The organism is Tardiphaga robiniae, from assembly GCF_013359755.1.
Classification (GTDB): domain Bacteria; phylum Pseudomonadota; class Alphaproteobacteria; order Rhizobiales; family Xanthobacteraceae; genus Tardiphaga; species Tardiphaga robiniae.
This window is the reverse complement of record NZ_JABMCJ010000084.1, coordinates 122,926-142,334: the sequence shown is the minus strand read 5'-3', so window position 1 is coordinate 142,334 and position 19,409 is coordinate 122,926. Positions and strand designations below refer to the sequence as shown.

Below are 19,409 nucleotides of genomic sequence, written 5' to 3'. Positions count from 1 at the left end.
AAGCGCCTGCGCTTACAGAACCTTGCGGATCCAGTTATGCGGGTCTGGCGCGCGGCCGTACTGAATATCGACCAGCTGTTTGCGCAGCCCCATCGTGACCGGACCAGCCGCGCCGCCATTGATGGTAAAATCGCCGCTCGCAGAGCGCACCTGGCCGATCGGCGAGATGACCGCCGCCGTGCCGCAGGCAAAGGCCTCTTTCAGCTTGCCGCTGGCAGCATCGGCACGCCACTGGTCGAGCGTGTAGGCCTCTTCGCGCACCTGCGTGCGCTTGTCCTTCGCCAGTGCGATGATCGAATCGCGCGTGATGCCTGGCAGGATCGTGCCGAGCGGCGGTGTCAGCAGCGAGCCGTCCTCGAACACGAAGAAGATGTTCATGCCGCCGAGTTCTTCGATGTAGCGGCGCTCGACCGCATCGAGGAACACGACCTGATCGCAACCGTGATCGCTGGCTTCCGCCTGCGCGCGCAGGCTCGCGGCGTAGTTGCCGCCGCATTTGACGGCGCCGGTGCCGCCGATCGCGGCGCGTGTGTAGTTCTCCGACACCCAGATCGACACCGGGGCGGGTCCGCCCTTGAAATAGGAGCCAACCGGCGAGGCGATGACAGCGAAAATGTATTCCGCGGACGGCTTCACGCCGAGGAAGATCTCGCTCGCAACCATGAAGGGGCGCAGGTAGAGGCTGCCTTCGCCTGATGGAATCCAGGCGCGGTCGATGCGCACGAGTTGCTCGATCGCTTCGATGAACACGGGTTCGGGCAGCGGGGCCATGGCCATGCGATCGGCCGAATTTCGGAAGCGCCTTGCATTGGCATCGGGGCGGAACAGATTCACGCCGCCGTCTTCACGCACATAGGCCTTGAGCCCTTCGAAAATCTCCTGCGCGTAATGCAGGACGGCCGCTGCGGGATCGAGCGGGAAATTCGCGCGGGATTCGATGCGCGCGCCATGCCAGCCGTCCTTCTGGTTGTAGCGGACCAGAGCCATGTGGTCGGTGAAAACCCGGCCGAAGCCCGGATCCTTGAGCTTTGCTGCGCGGTCCGCCTCGGACACTGCGTTCGCCGCGGGCTGAATGTCGAATTTCAGCAAAGCTGCGCCATCGATTTTATCAAACGAAACTCCCATGGACCTCACTCCTGCTTACGGCGCAGCTCCTGGGGGGCGGCAGCGTCGATGTTGTTCTACGTCAAGCGGACCCACGGCAAAAGCGTTTCCGGCCCCAGTGGATGACCCAGGACAGGCTTTAGCGCCATGCCGAAGTCCGGTATGGTTCTCAGATCGGCCCTATTGGACCATGCGGCGAGAGTTCTAATGTTTCGTCGCGATGGTCAGTTTTGTAAGATTGAACCCAAGATATGTCAATATGGTTGACGTAAATTCCAAGGACGCGGCGTCACGATCGCTTGAGACGATCCAGCGGCAATCCAGCGGCGATCCTGCGAAACCGCCCCGCTGGGACATCATCGAGCTGTTGTTCTTTGCCTATCGCGACTTTGTGGGCGATCCCGACGATGTGCTCGATCAGTTCGGTTTCGGGCGCGCCCATCACCGGGTCGTACACTTTGTGCATCGCTATCCCGGCCTGAAGGTTGCCGATCTGCTCGATGTCTTGCGTATTACGAAGCAGTCGCTGGGCCGTGTCCTCAAGCAATTGCTCGATGAAGGGTATATCGTTCAGAAATCCGGCGAGGCCGATCGGCGGCAACGGCTTCTTTTCGCCACGGCCAAGGGCGAAGCTCTCGTTGCGCAGCTCGCGGGTTTGCAGACCGATCGCATCAACCGTGCGCTCAAGGATTTTACGCCGGTCGAAATTGAAGCGATCGGCAGGTTTCTCTCGGCGATGATTGACCGCAATGATCCCGACAAGGTGCTGCAGGTCATCTTGGGCCAAGCATCCGCCAAAACTGACGGCAGGACAAACAAGACATGATGTTAGCTCAGGCCGCCAAACGTATGCCGGTGCCATTGGCCGACGATGCGCCGCATCTGCTGCTGGTCGATGACGACCGCCGTATCCGCGATCTCCTCTCGCGCTTTCTCTCGGGCGAAGGCTACCGCGTCACCACGGCGCCGAGCGCCAAGGAAGCGCGCGCCAAGCTGCTCGGTCTGCATTTCGATCTCCTGATCCTCGATGTGATGATGCCAGGCGAGACCGGCTTCGAGCTCGCGCGCTTCATTCGGACGTCCTCGGCCGTGCCGATCATCATGCTGACGGCGCGGCACGAGGCGGAAAGCCGGATCGAGGGATTGCAGATCGGCGCCGACGACTATGTGGCCAAGCCGTTCGAGCCGCGCGAACTGGTGCTGCGCATCGCAAACATCCTGAAGCGTAGTGCGCCGGTCCCGGTCGAGCGCGCGGAGTCGCTGCAGTTCGGGCCTTATGTGTATCACCTCGCGCGCGGCGAACTACGCCAAGGCGACGAGATCATCCATCTCACTGACCGCGAGCGTGACATGCTGCGTGTGCTGGCTGCGGCGCCCGGCGAGACCGTGCCGCGCGGTGAACTCACCGGCGGCGGTGGCACCGTGAACGAGCGTGCGGTGGACGTGCAGATCAATCGCCTGCGTCGCAAGATCGAGACCGATCCGGCCAATCCGTTGTTTCTGCAGGCCGTGCGTGGCATCGGCTATCGCCTCGTCGCGTCGCCATAGTTCGATGAAGTTTGCACGATGACCACACTCGACACCGGCATCACCATCCTCCGCTCTGCGGCGGGCCGCGTCTCTGCGGCGCACAGTCTGATGGGCCGGCGCTTCAAGAGCGTGATGCCCACGGGGCTCTATGCCCGCACACTGCTGATCATGATCGTGCCAATGGTGCTGCTGCAGTCGGTGGTCGCCTTCGTGTTCATGGAGCGGCACTGGAACACGGTGACGCGCCGCCTGTCGCAGGCCGTGGTGCAGGACATCGCGACGCTGATCGACGTCTACAAGGTCTATCCGCAGGATAAGGACCGCACGCAGATCAAGGCCATCGCCCAGCAGCGCCTTGGCCTCGTGGTGGATTTTCTGCCGCTCGGCGACATGCCGCCGCCCGGTCCAAAGCCGTTCTTCTCGCTGCTCGATCAGGCGCTGTCGGTCCAGATCGGTCGGCAGATCACGCGGCCGTTCTGGATCGACACCGTTGGTCGCTCCAATCTCGTGGAAATCCGCATCCAGCTCGATGATGCCGTGATGCGCATCTTCGCCCAGCGCAGCGCGGCCTATGCATCGAATTCGGAAATCTTCCTGTTCTGGATGGTGGGGACGTCCTCGATCCTGCTGATCGTCGCGATCCTGTTCCTGCGTAACCAGATCCGCCCGATCCTCAAACTCGCTGACGCCGCCGAAAGTTTCGGCAAAGGCCGCGAAGCGCCGAATTTCCGGCCGCGCGGCGCACGCGAGGTCCGTCGTGCCGCCAATGCCTTCATCGAGATGAAGGCGCGTATCGAACGCGCAATGGAGCAGCGCACGGCCATGCTGGCCGGCGTCTCGCATGATCTACGCACCATCCTGACGCGCTTCAAGCTCGAACTGGCGCTGATCGAGGACGGTCCGGAAGTCGATGGTATGCGCAAGGATATCGACGAGATGTCGGGCATGCTCGAGGCCTATCTCGCTTTTGCACGCGGCGACAGCGGCGAGCAGGCGCAGCCGACAGACATGGCTGCGGCGCTGGAAGAATTGCGCAGCGATGCCGAGCGCAACGGCCATAAGGCGACGGTCACGTTCCACGGCCTGCCGATCGTCACGGTGAAGCCAGCCGCGTTCAAGCGTTGCCTCGGCAATCTCGTTTCGAACGCCGCGCGCCATGCCAATGACATCGCTATCACCGGCCATCGCGATCATCGCTATCTCACGGTCACGGTGGACGACGACGGCCCCGGTATTCCCGCCGATATGCGTGAAGAAGTGTTCAAACCGTTCCTGCGGCTCGACGACGCGCGCAATCAGGACGAAGGCGGCACAGGCCTCGGCCTCGCCATCGCCCGCGATATCGCGCGCTCCCATGGCGGCGATATCACGCTGACGGATAGTCCGATGGGTGGCTTGCGGGCGGTGGTGCGGGTGCCGGTTTAGTTACTTCGCCAGTTCCTTCGACCGCGCGGTTGCTGCGGCAATCGCGCGAGTCAGGAGCGGCTCGAAGCCGTCGTCAGCCATCAGGACGCCGAGCGCAGCGGCCGTTGTGCCGCCGGGCGAGGTGACGTTCTTGCGCAGCGTCGCCGCGTCGAGATCGGATTGGCGGAGGAGCTCACCGGAGCCGGACACTGTCTCGCGAGCAAGCTTCATCGCGAGTTCGGGCGGCAAGCCCGCAGCAATGCCGGCGCGAGCCATTTCTTCGGCCAGCAGAAACACATAAGCAGGCCCTGAGCCGGAGACGGCGGTGACGGCGTCGATCAGGCTCTCGTCCTCGACCCACTCGACCAATCCGGTGGCGCGCAAGAGCGCGTCGGTCAGGCCGCGTTGCTCCGGCGATACGTCGCTCGCGGCAACCGCCACGGTGATACCGCGGCCGATGGCGGCCGGCGTATTCGGCATCGCGCGTACCACCTTGCCGCCGCAGGCCTTGGCGATGCCGGCGATGGTTGTGCCCGCCATGATCGAGACCACGAGGGACGATCCGGCAATCGCGCGCAGGGTCGGGCCGACCTCCGCGAACATCTGCGGCTTCACGGCAAGAACCAGCGCGGCGACGGCGCCGATGTCCTTCACATCCGGATTGAGGCGGACGCCTTTGGCTGCGAGCGCCTTGATCTCGTCGGAGACATACGGGTCGATCACGATGGCGCGTTTGGGATCGAGGCCGCCGGCGATCCAGCCCGTCAGCATTGCGCCGCCCATCTTGCCGGCGCCGGCCAGCACGATATGGCCGTCGATATCGTTGAGCGCGCGTGAGGTCGTGGAGGAGGTCATCGCAAAATCCCGGCTGTCAGAACGGTCGGGACCATAACATTGCGGGGCAGGCCGCACAGCCCGAACGGACCTAGACGAAGCTTTTTTTCAGGAAGTAGCGCGGACCGCCGCGCGGATAGTCCGGGATTTCGCCAAACACTTCATAGCCCTGCTTCTCGTAGAAGCTCCGCGCCTGAAACCAGTAGGTATCGAGCCACAGACCGATGCAGCCGCGTTCACGCGCGATCTCTTCCGCCTTGGCGAGGACCTTCGAGCCGATGTCCTGGCCGCGAAACTGCTCGGGCACGACGAACAGTTCGACGAAACACCAGTTGAACGCGGTCTTGCCCCAGATGCCGCCGATCGGCTCGCCGGTCGCAGGATCGTGGATCAGGATCGAGAGCGGCTGGTGATTGTTGGGGCCAACGGTCTTGGTATTGTAGGCCAGCAACGCATTTGCGACCACCAGCCGTTCGGCCTCGCCGGGCGCATCCGGCACGGTGATGACCGGCGCGTCGGTCATGCTTCGCCGGCAGTGTCGAACATCGCAGCAGACATCGCTTCGGCTGCGGTCTTGCCGGCCCACACCACGAACTGCAATGCCGGATAGTAGCGCTCGCAGGAATGGATCGCCGAGACCAGCATCGCTTCGCACTGCGCGGTCGTTGCGGTGAGGCCATCGGGGAGCACTAGCGCCTGCCGGTACATCACCATGCCTGAGTGAGTCCAGATATCGAAATGACCGACCCACATCTGTTCGTTGATCGCGGCGATCAGGCGCTGCACTTCCGCGCGGCGAGCGGGCGGAATCTTCATGTCGAAGGCGCAAGCCAGATGCAGGGCCTCGATCTCGTTCATCCAAGTGAAGGAGAGCTGGTAATCGATCCAGTCACCTTTGGAAACAATTGTGACTTCGTCTTCGCCGGAGCGCTCGAAGGCCCAGTTATGATCGGCGGCAATATCCTCGACAACGGCGAGCGGGTTGAGCCGTGAATCGATAGTACCTTCGAGAAGTGACATGCCGTCGCGACCTTGCTCTTGAAATGTGATGATGCAAACAGCTGGCCGGTACGCGAAAATGTCGGAGCGTCGCTGCAGGCTGCAAGTTTTATTCGTCCAGACCTTGCGAGTTTGAAGTGATGTGATTTGCTGAATCTGCGCAACGGCACCACGAATCCATCCACAGACAAACCGGCCCTCATCCACAGGTCATCTCGCCGCAATGAGAACAAACCGGAATCGGATTCCCGGATTGCGAGTCTGTGCGGTGCGCCCTCGCGCGCCGCGAGTCCGGTTGGGGTGGTAACTATTGATTCTTCCGTGCAGCCCGCAAGCTTTCCGGGCCTCGCAGGAGTCCTGTTGAGCCCCAATACAGCCTGTGGACGGCCTTGCTGGGCTGGTTCGGTTTCGGCATAGTTTGGCCGTAACGAAAGTATCAGGCCATGAACGACACCACCTCCGAGTCATCCGCAGTCCAGCATCCGCGCTTTGCCAAGCCGCAACGCGTCGCCTTCGTGCAGTCGTCCTGGCATCGCGACATCGTTGCACCGTGTTGGGAATCGTTTCTGAGCGAGATCGAGGCGCGTCATATCGGCCCGTCGCAGGTCGATCTGTTCGAAGTGCCTGGCTCGTTCGAGATCCCCCTGCATGTGCAGGTTCTCGCCAAGACGCGGCGCTACACGGCCATCGTCGCGGCCGGCCTCGTGATCGACAGCGGCACCCGCGGCTTCGTGGCGGACACGGTCATCCGTGCGCTCATGGATGTGCAGCTACGCACCGAGATCCCGGTGTTCTCGGCCGTGACGGCGCCGGAGGATTTTCACGAGACGGAAGAGCGGGCGGCATTCTTCCGCAAGCACTTTGCGGAGAGCGGCCTCAAGGTCGCGGCAGCCTGCGCCGAGACGCTACTCAGTCTGGAGCGTCTGCGCGGTCAGGTCGCGGCCGGGATCGTGTAGAGGCGCGAGAGCCTTAGTCGAACAGGCTCGATACCGACTCTTCCGATGCGGTGCGGCCGATCGCTTCGGCGATCAGCGAGGCAACCGAGAGCACGCGGATGTTCGGTGACTTGCTCACGGCTTCCGTGGGCTGGATCGAGTCCGTGATCACCAATTCCTTGAGCTTGGAATTGGCGATGCGCGCGGCGGCGCCGCCGCTCAAGACGCCATGGGTGAGATAGGCGGAGACGTCCTTGGCACCGTATTTGAGTAGCGCATCGGCGGCGTTCACCAGCGTGCCGCCGGAGTCGACGATGTCGTCGATCAGGATGCAGGTGTAGCCGGCGACGTCGCCGATCACGTTCATCACTTCGGATTCGCCGGGGCGTTCGCGGCGCTTGTCGACGATGGCGAGCGGCGCGTTGATGCGTTTGGCAAGGCCGCGGGCACGGGCGACGCCGCCGACGTCGGGCGAAACCACCATCACATTGGCGAGATCGAACTTCTCCTTGATGTCGCGCACCATCAGCGGCGCGGCATAGAGGTTGTCGGTCGGGATATCGAAGAAGCCCTGGATCTGGCCGGCATGCAGGTCGAGCGTCATGACGCGGTCGGCGCCGGCATGGGTGATCATGTTGGCGACCAGCTTGGCCGAGATCGGGGTGCGGCCACCGGCCTTGCGGTCCTGGCGAGCGTAGCCGAAATAGGGGATCACCGCGGTGATGCGGCGCGCGGAAGCGCGGCGCAGCGCATCGGTGATGATCAGCAGTTCCATCAGATGGTCGTTGGTCGGGAACGACGTGGATTGAAGAATGAAGACGTCGGAGCCGCGGACGTTTTCCTGGATCTCGACGAAGATTTCCATGTCGGCGAAGCGCCGGACGCTGGCCTTGGTCAGCGGGATATTCAGCGAGGTCGCAATTTCCTGCGCGAGGACAGGATTGGAATTACCGGCGACCAGTTTGATCGAACCGTTCTTGGCCGACATCGACGCGTCTCCCCGCGGCTTGGTGGATACAACGTTCAGCATATCGGATTACCCACAAGAACTCGTCTAGCTGAGCGAGGTGATATCAAGGACGGCCGTCCGCTGGCAACCCGTGGGCCGCTGTTTTCCTGCGTAAAAACGGGCCTCTGCTTAACGTGAACTGAAGTCAGCGCGTCTCGGCAAATGCGGTGGCCTGCACGGGCAATTCATCGGTACTGGCGATGGCAGGTCCGTTGCCACTTGGCGCAGGCGGCTGCTCGCCGGGCGTGGTGCCGTTGATCATGCCATTGAGGCCGGTGAGCCCCGCTTGCGCGATCCGCCGCAAGACAAGGTCGTCGGCAGTAGCCCAGGCGTCGCGGCCGCCTTTGCCGGCCTGTTCCTCGCCGCTCAGGCGCAGAGCACGGTTCTGGTCGCGGTCATAGACATCCCACACCCAGGCGATCGAGGTCTGGCCGCCGCGAACCTGGGCCGAGAGGTAGCTGCGGACCCGAAAAGCCGCGCTGTCCTTGCGTGATACAACCGCAAGGTTGCGCAGGCGCGCTTCACTATCCAGAAGGTTGACCATGCGGTCGAAGACCTGCGGCGGCGGCCCGTCGATGGATTCGAACGCGATCGTCGGGCCGGAGGCGGTGGAAAGGCTGGCCTGCGCGTTCATGGCGCCGCCGGAATTGGGGACATTGGCGCAGCCGGCAAGCCCAAACGCTACGGTCAGCGACAGCGCGGCCTGGATTAGCCGCGGTCTGGCTCGATCGGTCGTAAGGGCAGAAAATCGCATAGGGCGTCCCGACTTCCGTCCGTTTGCCGCAAGCGGCGCCGGACAGGTCGAGCGATATCGTTAAAATGCGTTAAGGTCTAGGGCAGCGCGGCCACAGGTCTTTCCAGGGTGACCGAAACGGTCACCGCTCTCCGACAATTCGCGTTCAGTTTGAGGCAGTTCGGCCGCGTTAAGGATAACGGCGCGTCAACGCGCGAGTTACCGCTCAAGCACGATGGCGTGGATCTGGCGTCCGTAATCTGGCTCTTTCCGATGCACCGACCGGCGATAGCTGAACAGGTTGTTGTCGGGATAGGTGTCGATACCGGTGTCATCGATAATGGCAATGCCGGCGCGCTCCAGCCGCATCCGGATGAAGCCGCCGAGATCGAACATGGCATGACCGGCGCGGGTCGAGGGAATGAAGAACCGCGCAAAACCGGCATCGGCCTGCGTGAAACGCTCGACGAATTCGGCCCCGACCTCATAGCTTGGCTGGCGGATCAGCGGACCAATCGCGACCACGATGTCGGAGCGGTCGGCGCCGAGTTTTTCCATCTCTGCGATTGTGGCCTCGAGCACGCCGGTGAAGGCGCCCTTCCAGCCGGCATGGGCGGCACCGATGACGCGGGCCTTGGGATCGGCAAACAGCACCGGTCCGCAATCGGCCGTCGTGACGCCGAGCGCCAGGCCCTCGACCTTCGTCACCATTGCATCGACGCGTGGGCGCGATGTGCCGTCCCACGGCTCGGTGGCGACGGCGACGTCAGGCGAATGGACCTGATAGGCGGTGAGGAAGTGCAGGGGGGCAACGCCCATCTCCGCCGCCATGCGCCGACGGTTCTCCGCGACATGCGCGGCGTCGTCATTCGATCCGAGCCCGCCATTGAGGCCGGCATAGATGCCTTCGGAGACGCCGCCGTCGCGCGTGAAGAACGCGTGGCGCAAGCCGGGAATGGCTGACAGCAAAGGCGATGTGAAAGTCATGATGTCGGGGCCTCGATGCCGGTGTCGTCGCTCAGCGCCACCAGCGTGTCGATATTGGGATCGGAGATGCCGACCACCTTGAACATCGAGCCCATGCCGCCGCGGCCGCTGTCGATCAGGCGTTTCAGTGCGCCTGACACAGTTTCCGATACTTCCGGTGTGGCTTTGGCCATCAGGGTCAGCGCGCGCGTCTCGATGCCGAGGCGCTTGAGGAATTCGCCCTGCGTCACCGGCCCGTGGACGCGTGCGCCGACATCCTCTGCCGCGCGGCCGAGTGCCTGGAAATCCACATGCGCGGTGATATCGGCCATGCCGGGATTCTTCAGCGGATCGGCATAGCTGTGCTGTGCGATAGCCTGCAGGGTGTCGCCGGCATCGCTGCGGACATGGCCGTAATCGATGATCAGAGCCGCGCCGCCTTCGTCGCGCACGCGGCTGGCAATCTTCATCATCTCGGTATCGGGGCGCCATTCGAACACCGCGCCGACAGGGGCTGCGCGCACCAGCGGCGGCAGCAGCACGTCGAAGCGCGGCAGCGGATCGGTTGACGCGCTGAACATCAGCTGGCCGTTGCTGTCGATATCCACCATGCGCTCGTGCCAGCCGCCTTCGCGCTTCACGGCCTGATGGATCGGCAGCACGTCGAAATATTCATTGGCAAGGATGATCGACGGGCCCGCGGGGACGGTCTCGATACTGTCGTGCCAGGTGACGTTGCGGGCGCCAGACAGCGTTGCCTTCTGCTTCTCGCGCAGCACCGGATTGATTTCGACGAGATGCACGTTGAGCGCCTGATACAGCGGCGGCAGCACGCGTAGGGCGCGGAGCGCGTCGGCCATCATGGTGCCGCGGCCGGGGCCCAGTTCGATCAGGTGCACGAAGGGCGGCGCGCCGATCGCGCGCCAGACCGAAGCCGACCACAGGCCGAGCAGCTCGCCGAACATCTGGCTGACTTCCGGCGACGTGGTGAAGTCGCCCTCGCGACCGAGCGGATCGCGCGAAATGTAGTAGCCGTGTTGCGGGTGGGTCAGGCACAGCTGCATGTAGCGCCACACCGGCATCGGTCCGGTGGACTTGATCAGGCGCTTGATTTCATCCTGCAGCGGCGATTGGTCGGTCACATCAGGCCTTCTTGCCCGGACTCAATTCGAGCGATGCCTGTGGCTTTCGCCAGGCGCGCACCATCAAAAAGAGTCCCACAAATATCATCGGCACGGAGAGCAGCATGCCCATGGTGAGCCCACCCCACAGAAATCCGAGTTGCGGGTCCGGCTCGCGGAAGAATTCTCCCGTAATACGCGCCAGCGCATAAAAAAAGATGAAGGCGCCGAGGATCAGGCCTGGCCGCTTCAGCGCACCGGCCCGGATCATCAGGGCCAGAATCAGAAACAGTACGATGCCTTCGAGGCCGGCTTCATAGAGCTGGCTGGGATGGCGCGGCAGCGGCCCGCCATTGGGAAACACCATCGCCCAGGGCACGCTGGCGTCGGCGTGGCGGCCCCACAATTCGCTGTTGATGAAATTGGCGAGGCGTCCGAGCAGCAGGCCGATCGGGCCGACTGCGCAGGTGATGTCGCCGAGCGACAGCACCGACAATCCGCGCTTCCAGCAGAACAGAAACACGGCAAAGACGCAGCCCATGAAGCCGCCATGGAACGACATGCCGCCCTTCCAGAGCTCGAAGATCTCGGCGGGGTGGGCGATGAAGAAATCGAGATTGTAGAACAGCACATAGCCCGTGCGGCCACCGACAATGATGCCGATCGTCACCCAGAGGATGAAGTCGTCGAAATCGAGAAGCGAGATCGGTGAGGGGCCGCCCCACAGTTTCGTGCTCTTGATCAGCGCGCGGGCATAGATCCAGCCGAGCACGATGCCGCCGATATAGGCCAGTGCGTACCAGCGAATGACAATCGGGCCGAGCGCGATGGCGACCGGATCGAAAACGGGGAAGGCGATGGTCAGGAATGGCATGTGGTGGGCTTACGGCTCCCGATGGCGCCAGTAAAGCATTGGCATGTGACGAATTAAGGGACTTCTGCAGTTGTGAACGCCAAAAGCAGGCGATACTTGAACTGTGCGGCCGGGATCGCCATTGTCGATCTACAACTTAATCCCGCGTGTTTGTTCATCCGACCGGAGTTCTTGCCATGACCCAGACCAACAATCGGTTCTTCGACGAGATCGGCCGCCTGATGAATGATGCCGCCGGCGCGGCTCAGGGCGTCAAGCGCGAGGTCGATACGGTTGTGCGCAACCAGGCTGAGAAGATCCTGCGCGACCTCGATATCGTGAAGCGTGAGGAGTTCGAGGCGGTCAAGGATATGGCCCGGCTCGCCCGCGAGGAGAACGAGGCGCTGAAGGCTCGGATCGCAGCGCTGGAAGCCAAGCTCGGCAGCTGAGTGGAAGCCCTGTCGGTGGCCTGCACGGCGCGCCGGACATCGGCTGTCTGCCCACAAATGGCTAAAATAAGCCCCTGGAAGGGCCCCGCAGACGAAGAAAAAGCCTGTCATTTCCTTGTCTTTTTGGCGTTTCGGCGGTAGAAGCCGCCCACGTCCGCAGCCCCCGCACCCCTGGAGGCTTGCTGCAGCGTGAAAACGGGCCGCATTGCGGCCTTTAACTTTTAGAAAACAAGGACTTAAACGATGGCGACCGTCAAGGAATTGAAGGCGACCTCACGTCCGGTCGGCGGCAAGGGGGCCGCACGGGCAGAGCGTCGCGCCGGCCGAGTGCCCGGAGTGATCTATGGTGACAACAAGCCCCCGGTGGCGATTTCGGTGAATGATGCCGAACTGCGTCAGCGCATTCTGGCAGGCCGGTTCCTCACCACGATTTACGACATCGAGCTCGAGGGCAAGAAGCACCGCGTGATTCCGCGCGACTTCCACCTCGACCCGGTCAAGGACTTCCCGCTCCACGTCGACTTCCTCCGCCTCGGCGAAGGCGCGACCATTCGCGTCAGCGTTCCGCTGCACATCAAGGGCGCTGAAGGCGCTCCGGGCGTGAAGCGTGGCGGCACCATCAACATCGTGACCCACACGATCGAACTGGAAGCCGAAGCCGAGAGCATTCCCCAGTTCCTCGAAGTTGATGTCGGCCAGCTCGATATCGGCACGTCGCTGCACATCACCGACGTTGTTCTGCCGAAGGGCGTGAAGACGCTGGCTCGCGATGCCGACCTGACGCTGGTCACCATCGTGCCGCCGTCGGGCTACGGTGAAGAAGCTGCGACCCCTGCGGCTGCTGCTGCGGCTCCCGCGGCTGCTGGTGCCAAGGCTCCGGCTGCCGGCGCCAAGGCCCCCGCCGCTGGTGCAAAGGCTCCGGCCGCTGCCGCCGCTCCGGCGAAGAAGAAGTAATCCGGCGCGGAGCTCCGCGTCATGCTTCTCTTTGTTGGACTCGGAAACCCTGGTGCCAAATACCAGGGCAACCGGCACAATATCGGGTTCATGGTTCTCGATGATATCGCGCGGCGTCACGGTTTTGGACCGTGGCGCCGTCGCTTTCAGGGCGAGACCTCGGAAGGCACGCTGTCTGGTGAGCGCGTCATCCTGCTGAAGCCCATGACCTTCATGAACGAGTCCGGCCGCTCGGTGCAGGAAGCGTCCGCCTATTTGAAGATTTCACTCGGCGACATCGCCGCGTTTCATGACGAGCTCGAACTGCCATTCGCGAAAGTGCGCGTGAAGGTCGGCGGCGGCATTGCCGGACATAACGGTTTGCGCTCGATCTCCGCGCATGTCGGCAACGACTATCGGCGCATTCGCCTCGGCATCGGACATCCCGGTGCCAAGGAGCTGGTACATAATCACGTGCTGAGCGATTTCGCCAAGGCCGAACGGCCTCAGCTCGAAGCGTTCAACGATGCGGTGTCGGACCATGTCGGCCTGCTGGTCGGTGGTCAGGACTCGTCGTTTCAGAACAAGGTGCATCTGACGATGCAGGCCAAGGGTTTCACGTCGAAGGACGACAACGGCTCCGCTGAGAAGCCGTCGAAGAATTAGGACAGGGTCATGGGATTCAAATGCGGGATCGTCGGACTGCCGAATGTCGGCAAATCGACGCTGTTCAATGCGCTCACCGAAACTGCCGCGGCGCAGGCTGCGAACTATCCGTTCTGCACCATCGAGCCGAATGTCGGTGAAGTCGCGGTGCCGGACAAGCGGCTCGACAAATTGTCCGAGATCGGCAAGTCGCAGCAGATCATTCCGACGCGCCTGACCTTCGTGGACATTGCGGGTCTGGTGAAAGGCGCGTCGAAGGGCGAAGGCCTTGGCAACCAGTTCCTCGCCACGATCCGCGAAGTCGATGCCGTCGCCCATGTGGTGCGTTGCTTCATCGATGACGACATCACCCATGTCGAAGGCAAAATCGATCCGCTCGCCGACATCGAGATCATCGAGACCGAGCTGATGCTCGCCGATCTGGATTCCTGCGAGAAGCGCATCGACAACCTGACCAAGAAGGCCAAGGGCAACGACAAGGACGCCAAGGAACAGCTCGATCTGGTCCAGCGCGCTTTGGTGCTGCTGCGCGACGGCAAGCCGACACGTTTTCTCGAGCGCAAGCCCGAGGAAGAGCGCGCGTTCGGCATGCTCGGCTTGCTGACCTCCAAGCCTGTTCTCTATGTCTGCAACGTCGAGGAAGGCGCGGCGGGCGAAGGCAACGAATACTCGAAGCGGGTTGCTGAACATGCTGCGAAGGAGGGCGCTGTTGCGGTCGCCATCTCCGCCAAGATCGAATCCGAGATCGCGACGCTGTCACGTGCCGAACGCGTGGAATTCCTCGATACGCTCGGGCTTGAAGAAGCGGGCCTCGATCGCCTGATCCGTGCAGGCTATTCGCTGCTGCACCTCATCACCTACTTCACCGTCGGCCCCAAGGAAGCTCGTGCCTGGACCATCACCCAGGGCACCAAGGCACCGCAAGCTGCAGCCGTGATCCACACGGATTTCGAGAAGGGCTTCATCCGCGCGGAAACGATCGGCTATGAAGACTATGTCAGGCTCGGCGGCGAAGCCGGGGCGCGCGATGGCGGCAAGCTGCGGCTGGAAGGCAAGGAATATGTCGTCGCTGATGGCGACGTGCTGCATTTCCGGTTCAACACGTAAGATATTCTCAGTCCTCTCCCCGTCATTGCGAGGAGCGAAGCGACGCGGCAGTCCAGGAGCCACAAGCGAAGACTGGATTGCTTCGTCGCAAGGGCTCCTCGCAATGACGGCGGAGAGAATTAACGCTCAGTACTGCTGGCCGTGGCCGTGATCCTGCCCGAGGTTTTGCCCCTGATCCCGTAGCGCGCCGAGGTGTTCGTTGATGCGGAACACGATCAGAACGAACTCAGCCGCAATACGTGCGAAGATGATGCCGACGATCACGCTGGCGAGGCTCGACATCACGAGGACGAAACCGCCGAACGGGCTGATGGCCATTGTGGCGAGACCGGAAAAGATCCCGGAAATGCCGAATAGAATGATCAGTGCGATCACCAGCCAGTAGAACGTCTTGATGATTGTGGGTGTGATGAAACGGTCCCACTGAAACAGATCCCGAAATTCGAACATCGGTGAAATCCCCCGCCGTGTAGATGAGTGACAAATTCAATTGCATTGAGAAACGGCTTCAAATATCCCGGCCCGACCACATTGACGGGCAGGATCGCGGGAAAGCCATGCAAGCGACCGGGTTGAGATTGCTGCAAATAACGGCCACAATCAGGCTTCCTCGACGGCATTCCCCATTATGACCCTGACATTTGAAGATTTTAAGCCCGGCCACTTCGGGACCTTCGGGCCGCGCCATATTACGCGCGACGAGATTATCGCCTATGCGAAAGAATACGATCCGCAGCCGATGCATCTCGATGAAGTTGCCGCAAGCGCATCGATGCTCAAAGGACTTTCCGGCTCCGGCTGGCACATGTGCTCGCTGATGATGCGGATGATCTATGACGGGTTTCTGCACAAGACCGCATCGATGGGCTCACCGGGTGTGGATCAGATGCGATGGCTCGCGCCGTTTCGCCCCGGCGACGATCTGACGCTGGATGTCGAAGTGGTCGAGGCGCGCGTATCGCAAAGCCGGCCGACCTTGGGCATCGTTAAATTCAAGTTCAGCACACGCAATGCCAAGGGGCAGACGATTTCCGAGATGATCACCCCGATCATGATCGGGGTGCGTGAACCCGCCTCCGGGAACTAGGGTCGCAGTATGCGCTATCTGGAAGACATCCAAATCGGTATGCGCCGTGAGCTCGGCTCGTTCACGTTCACGGCGGAGTCGATCAAGGCGTTTGCCAGGCAATTCGATCCGCAACCGTTCCATCTCGATGAAGAGGCCGGCCGCAAATCGCTATTCGGTGGTCTCGCTGCGTCGGGCTGGCACGTGGCGTCGGTGTGCATGAAGTTGCTGGTCGCCGATGGCCAGCGCGCAAAGGCGGAGGCAGAGGCGCGTGGCGAAGAGCCTCCAGTCGGCGGCCCATCTCCCGGTTTTCGTGATTTGCGCTGGACCCGGCCTGTTCTCGCCGGCGATACCCTGACCTATCGCAGCGAGGTCGTGTCCGTGCGCGCGACCGCGACGCGTCCGGGCTGGGGCATCTTGCAGTCGAAGAACGTTGCCGTTAATCAGCGCGGCGAGGAGGTCTACAGCTTCCTCGGTTCGGTCTTCCTGCCGCAACGGGGCGACGCGGCTTAACCATTTCAAACTTTATCGATGGAACCCTAGCTCTGTTAAGGGGTTCTGAACCTTGTGAGCGTGATCTGCGACTCACGCATATAGCGACTAAGACGACGTTGCAGGACTATTTGGGGACGACAATGGCTGACCGTACCGGACTGAAATTCGTGGGCTTCATCTTTGCGAGCGTGACGCTCGCGGTGATGCTGGCCACCTGCATGGTGGTCAAGGGTTATGCCGATGGCGCCTATACGCTCGAGAGCAGCGCGGTCGTCAGCGAGTAATTTTTACGAGTTGCTAACCAGACCCGCGCCGAACTGCGCGGGTTTTTTCGTGAGTGGGGTCGATGATGGCGACCTCAGCGACTCCAGGCCCAGGCGAGCAATGCCACGGCCACCAACAGCAATCCGACAAAACGCAAGATAATGGTCCCCATCCTGGGCGCATTGTTGCGCGCCGGAATGGGGTCGGTGTTGTTCGGCCGAATGGTCTCCACGGATCGATTCCCCCAAAAGCAGTTCGCAGGTGCTGCGTAACCGTTGGTCGGGAACAAAACGAATAAAGTTCAATTGAACGAGCTCATGAAAAAGCCGCCGCCCTTTCGGGCGGCGGCTTCTGATTCGGGTGGTCTAGTGCCGATCAGTCGTGACGCAGGCCGTCAGCGGTGCGCTTCCACTGCGCAACGTTGTCGGCGATCAGCCGGGTCGACTTCATCGCGGCCTGGCTGAGCTGGGCATAGCCGGAGATCTCGCGCTGAACGCGCTGGCCTTCGGCGTGGAGCAGGTCGCGCAGGCTCTCGAGTTCGGAAACCAGCTTCTCGATCTCGCCGAGCGAGGTACCGGCGACGCGCTGGATCAGCGAATTGACGCTGTTGACGGTCGCTTCGGTCGTCGCTTCCAGCGGCGCTTCGGTGCCGGTGGTGGTTTCACTGCTGTTGTTCACCATGCCAGGCACCGGACGACGGAGGTAAGCGATATCGTTGCGCACGAAGTCGCGGATACCCGCTTCGACTTCAGACACAGCGGCGAGGTTGCTGTCGTCATCTTTGGCTTCTGTCTGTTCTGAACGAATGGCACTCATCAGCTCTTCCTTGTTTGTGTGAAGCGGACTTCACAATGAGCGAGCGCGGTCCCCCGCATGACAAATTTACGTGTACATCTGCGCAGTGGATTTTGACGAGATAGCGGCGAATATGCGGCAGGGCGCCGATCTTTGCCGGCAATCGTCTGGCAAAGTGTATTAAAACTTAATTCACCAACTATGCTTGAAGCCGGCCGAGAACGTCTTATTGGTCACGCCCTGGACAGTCTCGCTGATCGATCCGGAGACGTTGACGCCGCCAAACAGCTTCTGCTCCGCGCCGAACTTGCGCAGCCATTTGTCGTCGGTGGTGGCGAGCGATTGCCCGGCGATGAAGCTGGTGCCGGTATCGGTGATGTTGAAGCGCGCGAGCTGATCGGTCTCATAGCTGCGCGTCGGGCGACCGTTGTAGCCAATGGCTGGAATGCTGCCTTGCTGGATCACGTTGTAGCCGCTCTGCAGCGTCAGCGAATACTGATCGCCGGCAATGGGTACCGACTTGCTGAGTGACGTGCCCAGTTTGGTTTGATCCGCGCCCGGATCGACGCGCGCTTCGATTGCCGTCTTGTCCCAGATCGAACCCACGCCGGGAGCAGTCGCGGCCGCCCAGGCGGCGCCGCCCGATTGGGCCTGCGCCGTGCCGTCGCCGAACTGATTGCGGTAGGCATCGGCTGCGCTGCGCGGCGCGGTCTGCCGCGCGACATTGATGTCGGCGCCGACGCGGGTATCCCAGAACGGCGTGACCGACTGCTTGACCGAGAGGGCGGAGGTGCCGTTGCTGTCATTGGAAGTCCAGCTGGACGACGGGCTGCCGACGATCAGCGACGAGCGCTTCTCGCGGAGTGATGCCTTCGCCGTCGGCGAATCGTCGGCGTTCAAGAGGCTCCAGTCGGGTTCCGGAGTGTTTGCAGGAGGAGTGGGGGCGGTGTCGACTGACTCTATTTCACCGGGAGGCGGCGCAACGTCGACGAGGCCGCGCCACGGATTCTGCGCGTGAGCCGGAAAGGCAAACGCGGTTCCGCCGAGTGCTGCGATGAGCGCCCAATATGTCGGTTTGATTGAAGCCATCGTGCCACTGCCCAGCAAGATCGCGGATCGATTGGCACATAATACCATCAGGCCCGGCGGAATTGTGGCGTCGCAACATTTCGCTGGGGATGGACGTGGCGATTGGCAATCGCCGTGCTGCTCAGGCGATCTTCGGCAGATGGATAGGCCGGCCCAATGCCTGTTCGACCAGGTCGAACGTATCCACGACCACGCGCATGCTGGTCAGACGCCCGGCCTTGAACTGCGCGAATTGCGCCAGCCGCAGGCTGATGGGGCGGTTCGAATCCAGCGCGGTCAGCGAGAAGCGCATCATTGCAGAGCCAGATTCATCGCCAAGGATCATCGACTCACGCTCGAAACGATGCACCCGCACATTGTCGGCGATCTGCTTGCAGACATCGAGCACGGCAGCTTTGCCGTGACGCGCACCGAGAAACGGAAACATATCAATCGGCCCGTAGACCGCCCATTCGATATTGTCGTCGATGATATCAGCGAGTTGGTCGAGCTGGCGTTCATTGATGGCGCGATGCAACGCGCGCGAAAAACGCCAGAGGCTGTGCTCTGTCATTGGGATAGTCCTGAAAATGGTTGAAACACTTGCGCGCCGGGGCAACGTTGTCCGGGCGGTCTGCACAAATTGCTTGATAGCTGAAGTAATATAATTTCGCTAAAATTCAACGGTTTATTTTGCAATGCACAAATGTTCGTGGTGAGGAGCTGCTCACCAAAACGTTAAGCTGCATTGCGACGTCGGCATAACCTTACCGGTATGTCTGCTCGTGGTCCTGCACGGGGAGCGGTTCCATGGCGACATCGCCATTGCGGGCAGCCATGACGCCGAACAGGAGGGCCCCGCCGACGGCGCCGAGGAGTGCGCCAATGGGCATGAAAGTGAAAAACACCAGCATGGCGCTATAGCCCTCAAAATTGCTGGTCTTGAACAATTCGACCCAGGCAACACCGGCGCCGATCCCCACGGCCGCTCCACCGAGCAAGCCCAGAACCAGACCCAGCAAGATCAGCAACGCGATTTTCATGCAGCGCCCCCACTCAATGTTTTATGCGTCAAACA

At 61.9% G+C, this 19,409-nt stretch carries 25 protein-coding genes; 11 read left to right on the top strand and 14 right to left on the bottom strand.

From position 1 onward, the window contains the following. Positions 1–12: 12 nt before the first annotated feature. Positions 13–1,125, bottom strand: coding sequence for a branched-chain amino acid aminotransferase (locus HP556_RS15435; protein WP_175367609.1), 1,113 nt, complete (start codon positions 1,123–1,125; stop codon positions 13–15). Positions 1,126–1,363: 238 nt separating this feature from the next. On the opposite strand from HP556_RS15435, the gene HP556_RS15430 reads away from it, so the two are divergent. Genes HP556_RS15430 through HP556_RS15420 form a run of 3 tightly spaced genes read left to right on the top strand, consistent with a single transcriptional unit; the run spans position 1,364 to position 4,059 of the window. After that, positions 1,364–1,930, top strand: coding sequence for a MarR family winged helix-turn-helix transcriptional regulator (locus HP556_RS15430; protein ID WP_089261815.1), 567 nt, complete (start codon positions 1,364–1,366; stop codon positions 1,928–1,930). Continuing rightward, on the top strand, positions 1,927–2,652 hold the full coding sequence (locus HP556_RS15425) for a response regulator (protein WP_089261813.1): 726 nt from the start codon (positions 1,927–1,929) through the stop codon (positions 2,650–2,652). The genes HP556_RS15430 and HP556_RS15425 overlap by 4 nt, the downstream gene beginning before the upstream one ends. Positions 2,653–2,670: 18 nt before the next feature. After that, complete coding sequence (locus HP556_RS15420) at positions 2,671–4,059, top strand: ATP-binding protein (RefSeq protein WP_175367608.1); 1,389 nt, start codon at positions 2,671–2,673, stop codon at positions 4,057–4,059. Here the strand turns inward: HP556_RS15420 and proC are convergent, their stop codons facing one another. The 3 genes from proC to HP556_RS15405 all read right to left on the bottom strand — a co-directional run bounded on the left by proC (position 4,060) and on the right by HP556_RS15405 (position 5,892). Continuing rightward, on the bottom strand, positions 4,060–4,893 hold the full coding sequence (gene proC, locus HP556_RS15415) for a pyrroline-5-carboxylate reductase (RefSeq protein WP_175367607.1): 834 nt from the start codon (positions 4,891–4,893) through the stop codon (positions 4,060–4,062). It lies immediately after the preceding gene. A 70-nt stretch (positions 4,894–4,963) separates the two neighbouring features. Then, entirely contained in the window at positions 4,964–5,395 is a 432-nt protein-coding gene (locus HP556_RS15410) for a GNAT family N-acetyltransferase (protein WP_092139018.1), read from the bottom strand. Next, on the bottom strand, positions 5,392–5,892 hold the full coding sequence (locus HP556_RS15405; RefSeq protein WP_089261805.1) for a type III secretion system chaperone family protein: 501 nt from the start codon (positions 5,890–5,892) through the stop codon (positions 5,392–5,394). The genes HP556_RS15410 and HP556_RS15405 overlap by 4 nt, the downstream gene beginning before the upstream one ends. Before the next feature lie 422 nt (positions 5,893–6,314). Between HP556_RS15405 and HP556_RS15400 the strand changes: the two genes are divergently transcribed. Then, entirely contained in the window at positions 6,315–6,827 is a 513-nt protein-coding gene (locus HP556_RS15400; protein WP_089261803.1) for a 6,7-dimethyl-8-ribityllumazine synthase, read from the top strand. A gap of 13 nt (positions 6,828–6,840) precedes the next feature. Here the strand turns inward: HP556_RS15400 and HP556_RS15395 are convergent, their stop codons facing one another. The 5 genes from HP556_RS15395 to lgt all read right to left on the bottom strand — a co-directional run bounded on the left by HP556_RS15395 (position 6,841) and on the right by lgt (position 11,509). Beyond that, positions 6,841–7,794 (bottom strand): ribose-phosphate pyrophosphokinase, encoded by a 954-nt coding sequence (locus tag HP556_RS15395; protein ID WP_089263589.1) that lies wholly within the window; start codon positions 7,792–7,794, stop codon positions 6,841–6,843. 166 nt (positions 7,795–7,960) lie between these two features. Further along, on the bottom strand, positions 7,961–8,569 hold the full coding sequence (locus HP556_RS15390; protein WP_093759333.1) for a hypothetical protein: 609 nt from the start codon (positions 8,567–8,569) through the stop codon (positions 7,961–7,963). 198 nt (positions 8,570–8,767) lie between these two features. Continuing rightward, positions 8,768–9,535: a peptidoglycan editing factor PgeF gene (gene pgeF / locus HP556_RS15385; RefSeq protein WP_175367606.1), complete on the bottom strand. Its 768-nt coding sequence runs from the start codon at positions 9,533–9,535 to the stop codon at positions 8,768–8,770. Next, positions 9,532–10,656, bottom strand: coding sequence for a class I SAM-dependent methyltransferase (locus HP556_RS15380; RefSeq protein ID WP_175367605.1), 1,125 nt, complete (start codon positions 10,654–10,656; stop codon positions 9,532–9,534). The genes pgeF and HP556_RS15380 overlap by 4 nt, the downstream gene beginning before the upstream one ends. Position 10,657: 1 nt before the next feature. Next, positions 10,658–11,509 carry a prolipoprotein diacylglyceryl transferase gene (gene lgt, locus HP556_RS15375; protein WP_175367604.1) on the bottom strand — a complete coding sequence of 284 codons (852 nt, stop codon included), beginning with the start codon at positions 11,507–11,509 and terminating at the stop codon, positions 10,658–10,660. Positions 11,510–11,685: 176 nt separating this feature from the next. Here lgt and HP556_RS15370 point away from each other — a divergent pair, with 176 nt between their 5' ends. From HP556_RS15370 to ychF, 4 genes are all read left to right on the top strand, one after another. After that, positions 11,686–11,937, top strand: a complete 252-nt coding sequence (locus HP556_RS15370; protein ID WP_175367603.1) for an accessory factor UbiK family protein — start codon at positions 11,686–11,688, stop codon at positions 11,935–11,937. Positions 11,938–12,180: 243 nt separating this feature from the next. Then, positions 12,181–12,891 (top strand): 50S ribosomal protein L25/general stress protein Ctc, encoded by a 711-nt coding sequence (locus HP556_RS15365; protein WP_068731165.1) that lies wholly within the window; start codon positions 12,181–12,183, stop codon positions 12,889–12,891. 21 nt (positions 12,892–12,912) lie between these two features. Continuing rightward, positions 12,913–13,536: an aminoacyl-tRNA hydrolase gene (pth, locus tag HP556_RS15360; protein ID WP_089261791.1), complete on the top strand. Its 624-nt coding sequence runs from the start codon at positions 12,913–12,915 to the stop codon at positions 13,534–13,536. 9 nt (positions 13,537–13,545) lie between these two features. Beyond that, on the top strand, positions 13,546–14,643 hold the full coding sequence (gene ychF, locus HP556_RS15355) for a redox-regulated ATPase YchF (protein ID WP_175367602.1): 1,098 nt from the start codon (positions 13,546–13,548) through the stop codon (positions 14,641–14,643). Between the two features lie 126 nt (positions 14,644–14,769). Here ychF and HP556_RS15350 read toward each other — a convergent pair whose 3' ends face one another. Further along, a complete protein-coding gene (locus HP556_RS15350) occupies positions 14,770–15,093 on the bottom strand; it encodes a DUF4282 domain-containing protein (RefSeq protein ID WP_175367601.1) in 324 nt (107 codons plus the stop codon). 178 nt (positions 15,094–15,271) lie between these two features. Here HP556_RS15350 and HP556_RS15345 point away from each other — a divergent pair, with 178 nt between their 5' ends. The 3 genes from HP556_RS15345 (at position 15,272) to HP556_RS15335 (ending at position 16,488) form a co-directional block, all read left to right on the top strand. After that, the gene (locus tag HP556_RS15345; protein ID WP_089261787.1) at positions 15,272–15,730 is read left to right on the top strand and encodes a MaoC family dehydratase; all 459 of its coding nucleotides are present in this window, start codon (positions 15,272–15,274) and stop codon (positions 15,728–15,730) included. A 9-nt stretch (positions 15,731–15,739) separates the two neighbouring features. Then, positions 15,740–16,222, top strand: coding sequence for a MaoC family dehydratase (locus HP556_RS15340; RefSeq protein ID WP_175367600.1), 483 nt, complete (start codon positions 15,740–15,742; stop codon positions 16,220–16,222). A gap of 122 nt (positions 16,223–16,344) precedes the next feature. Further along, positions 16,345–16,488 (top strand): hypothetical protein, encoded by a 144-nt coding sequence (locus tag HP556_RS15335; protein ID WP_170849743.1) that lies wholly within the window; start codon positions 16,345–16,347, stop codon positions 16,486–16,488. Between the two features lie 355 nt (positions 16,489–16,843). On the opposite strand, the gene HP556_RS15330 is transcribed toward HP556_RS15335, so the two are convergent. The 4 genes from HP556_RS15330 to HP556_RS15315 all read right to left on the bottom strand — a co-directional run bounded on the left by HP556_RS15330 (position 16,844) and on the right by HP556_RS15315 (position 19,374). Then, positions 16,844–17,284: a hypothetical protein gene (locus HP556_RS15330; protein WP_089261783.1), complete on the bottom strand. Its 441-nt coding sequence runs from the start codon at positions 17,282–17,284 to the stop codon at positions 16,844–16,846. 171 nt (positions 17,285–17,455) lie between these two features. Further along, positions 17,456–18,352 carry a hypothetical protein gene (locus tag HP556_RS15325; RefSeq protein WP_175367599.1) on the bottom strand — a complete coding sequence of 299 codons (897 nt, stop codon included), beginning with the start codon at positions 18,350–18,352 and terminating at the stop codon, positions 17,456–17,458. 121 nt (positions 18,353–18,473) lie between these two features. Beyond that, positions 18,474–18,905, bottom strand: coding sequence for a nuclear transport factor 2 family protein (locus tag HP556_RS15320; RefSeq protein WP_089261779.1), 432 nt, complete (start codon positions 18,903–18,905; stop codon positions 18,474–18,476). Between the two features lie 193 nt (positions 18,906–19,098). Beyond that, positions 19,099–19,374, bottom strand: coding sequence for a hypothetical protein (locus HP556_RS15315; protein WP_089261777.1), 276 nt, complete (start codon positions 19,372–19,374; stop codon positions 19,099–19,101). Positions 19,375–19,409: the final 35 nt, after the last annotated feature.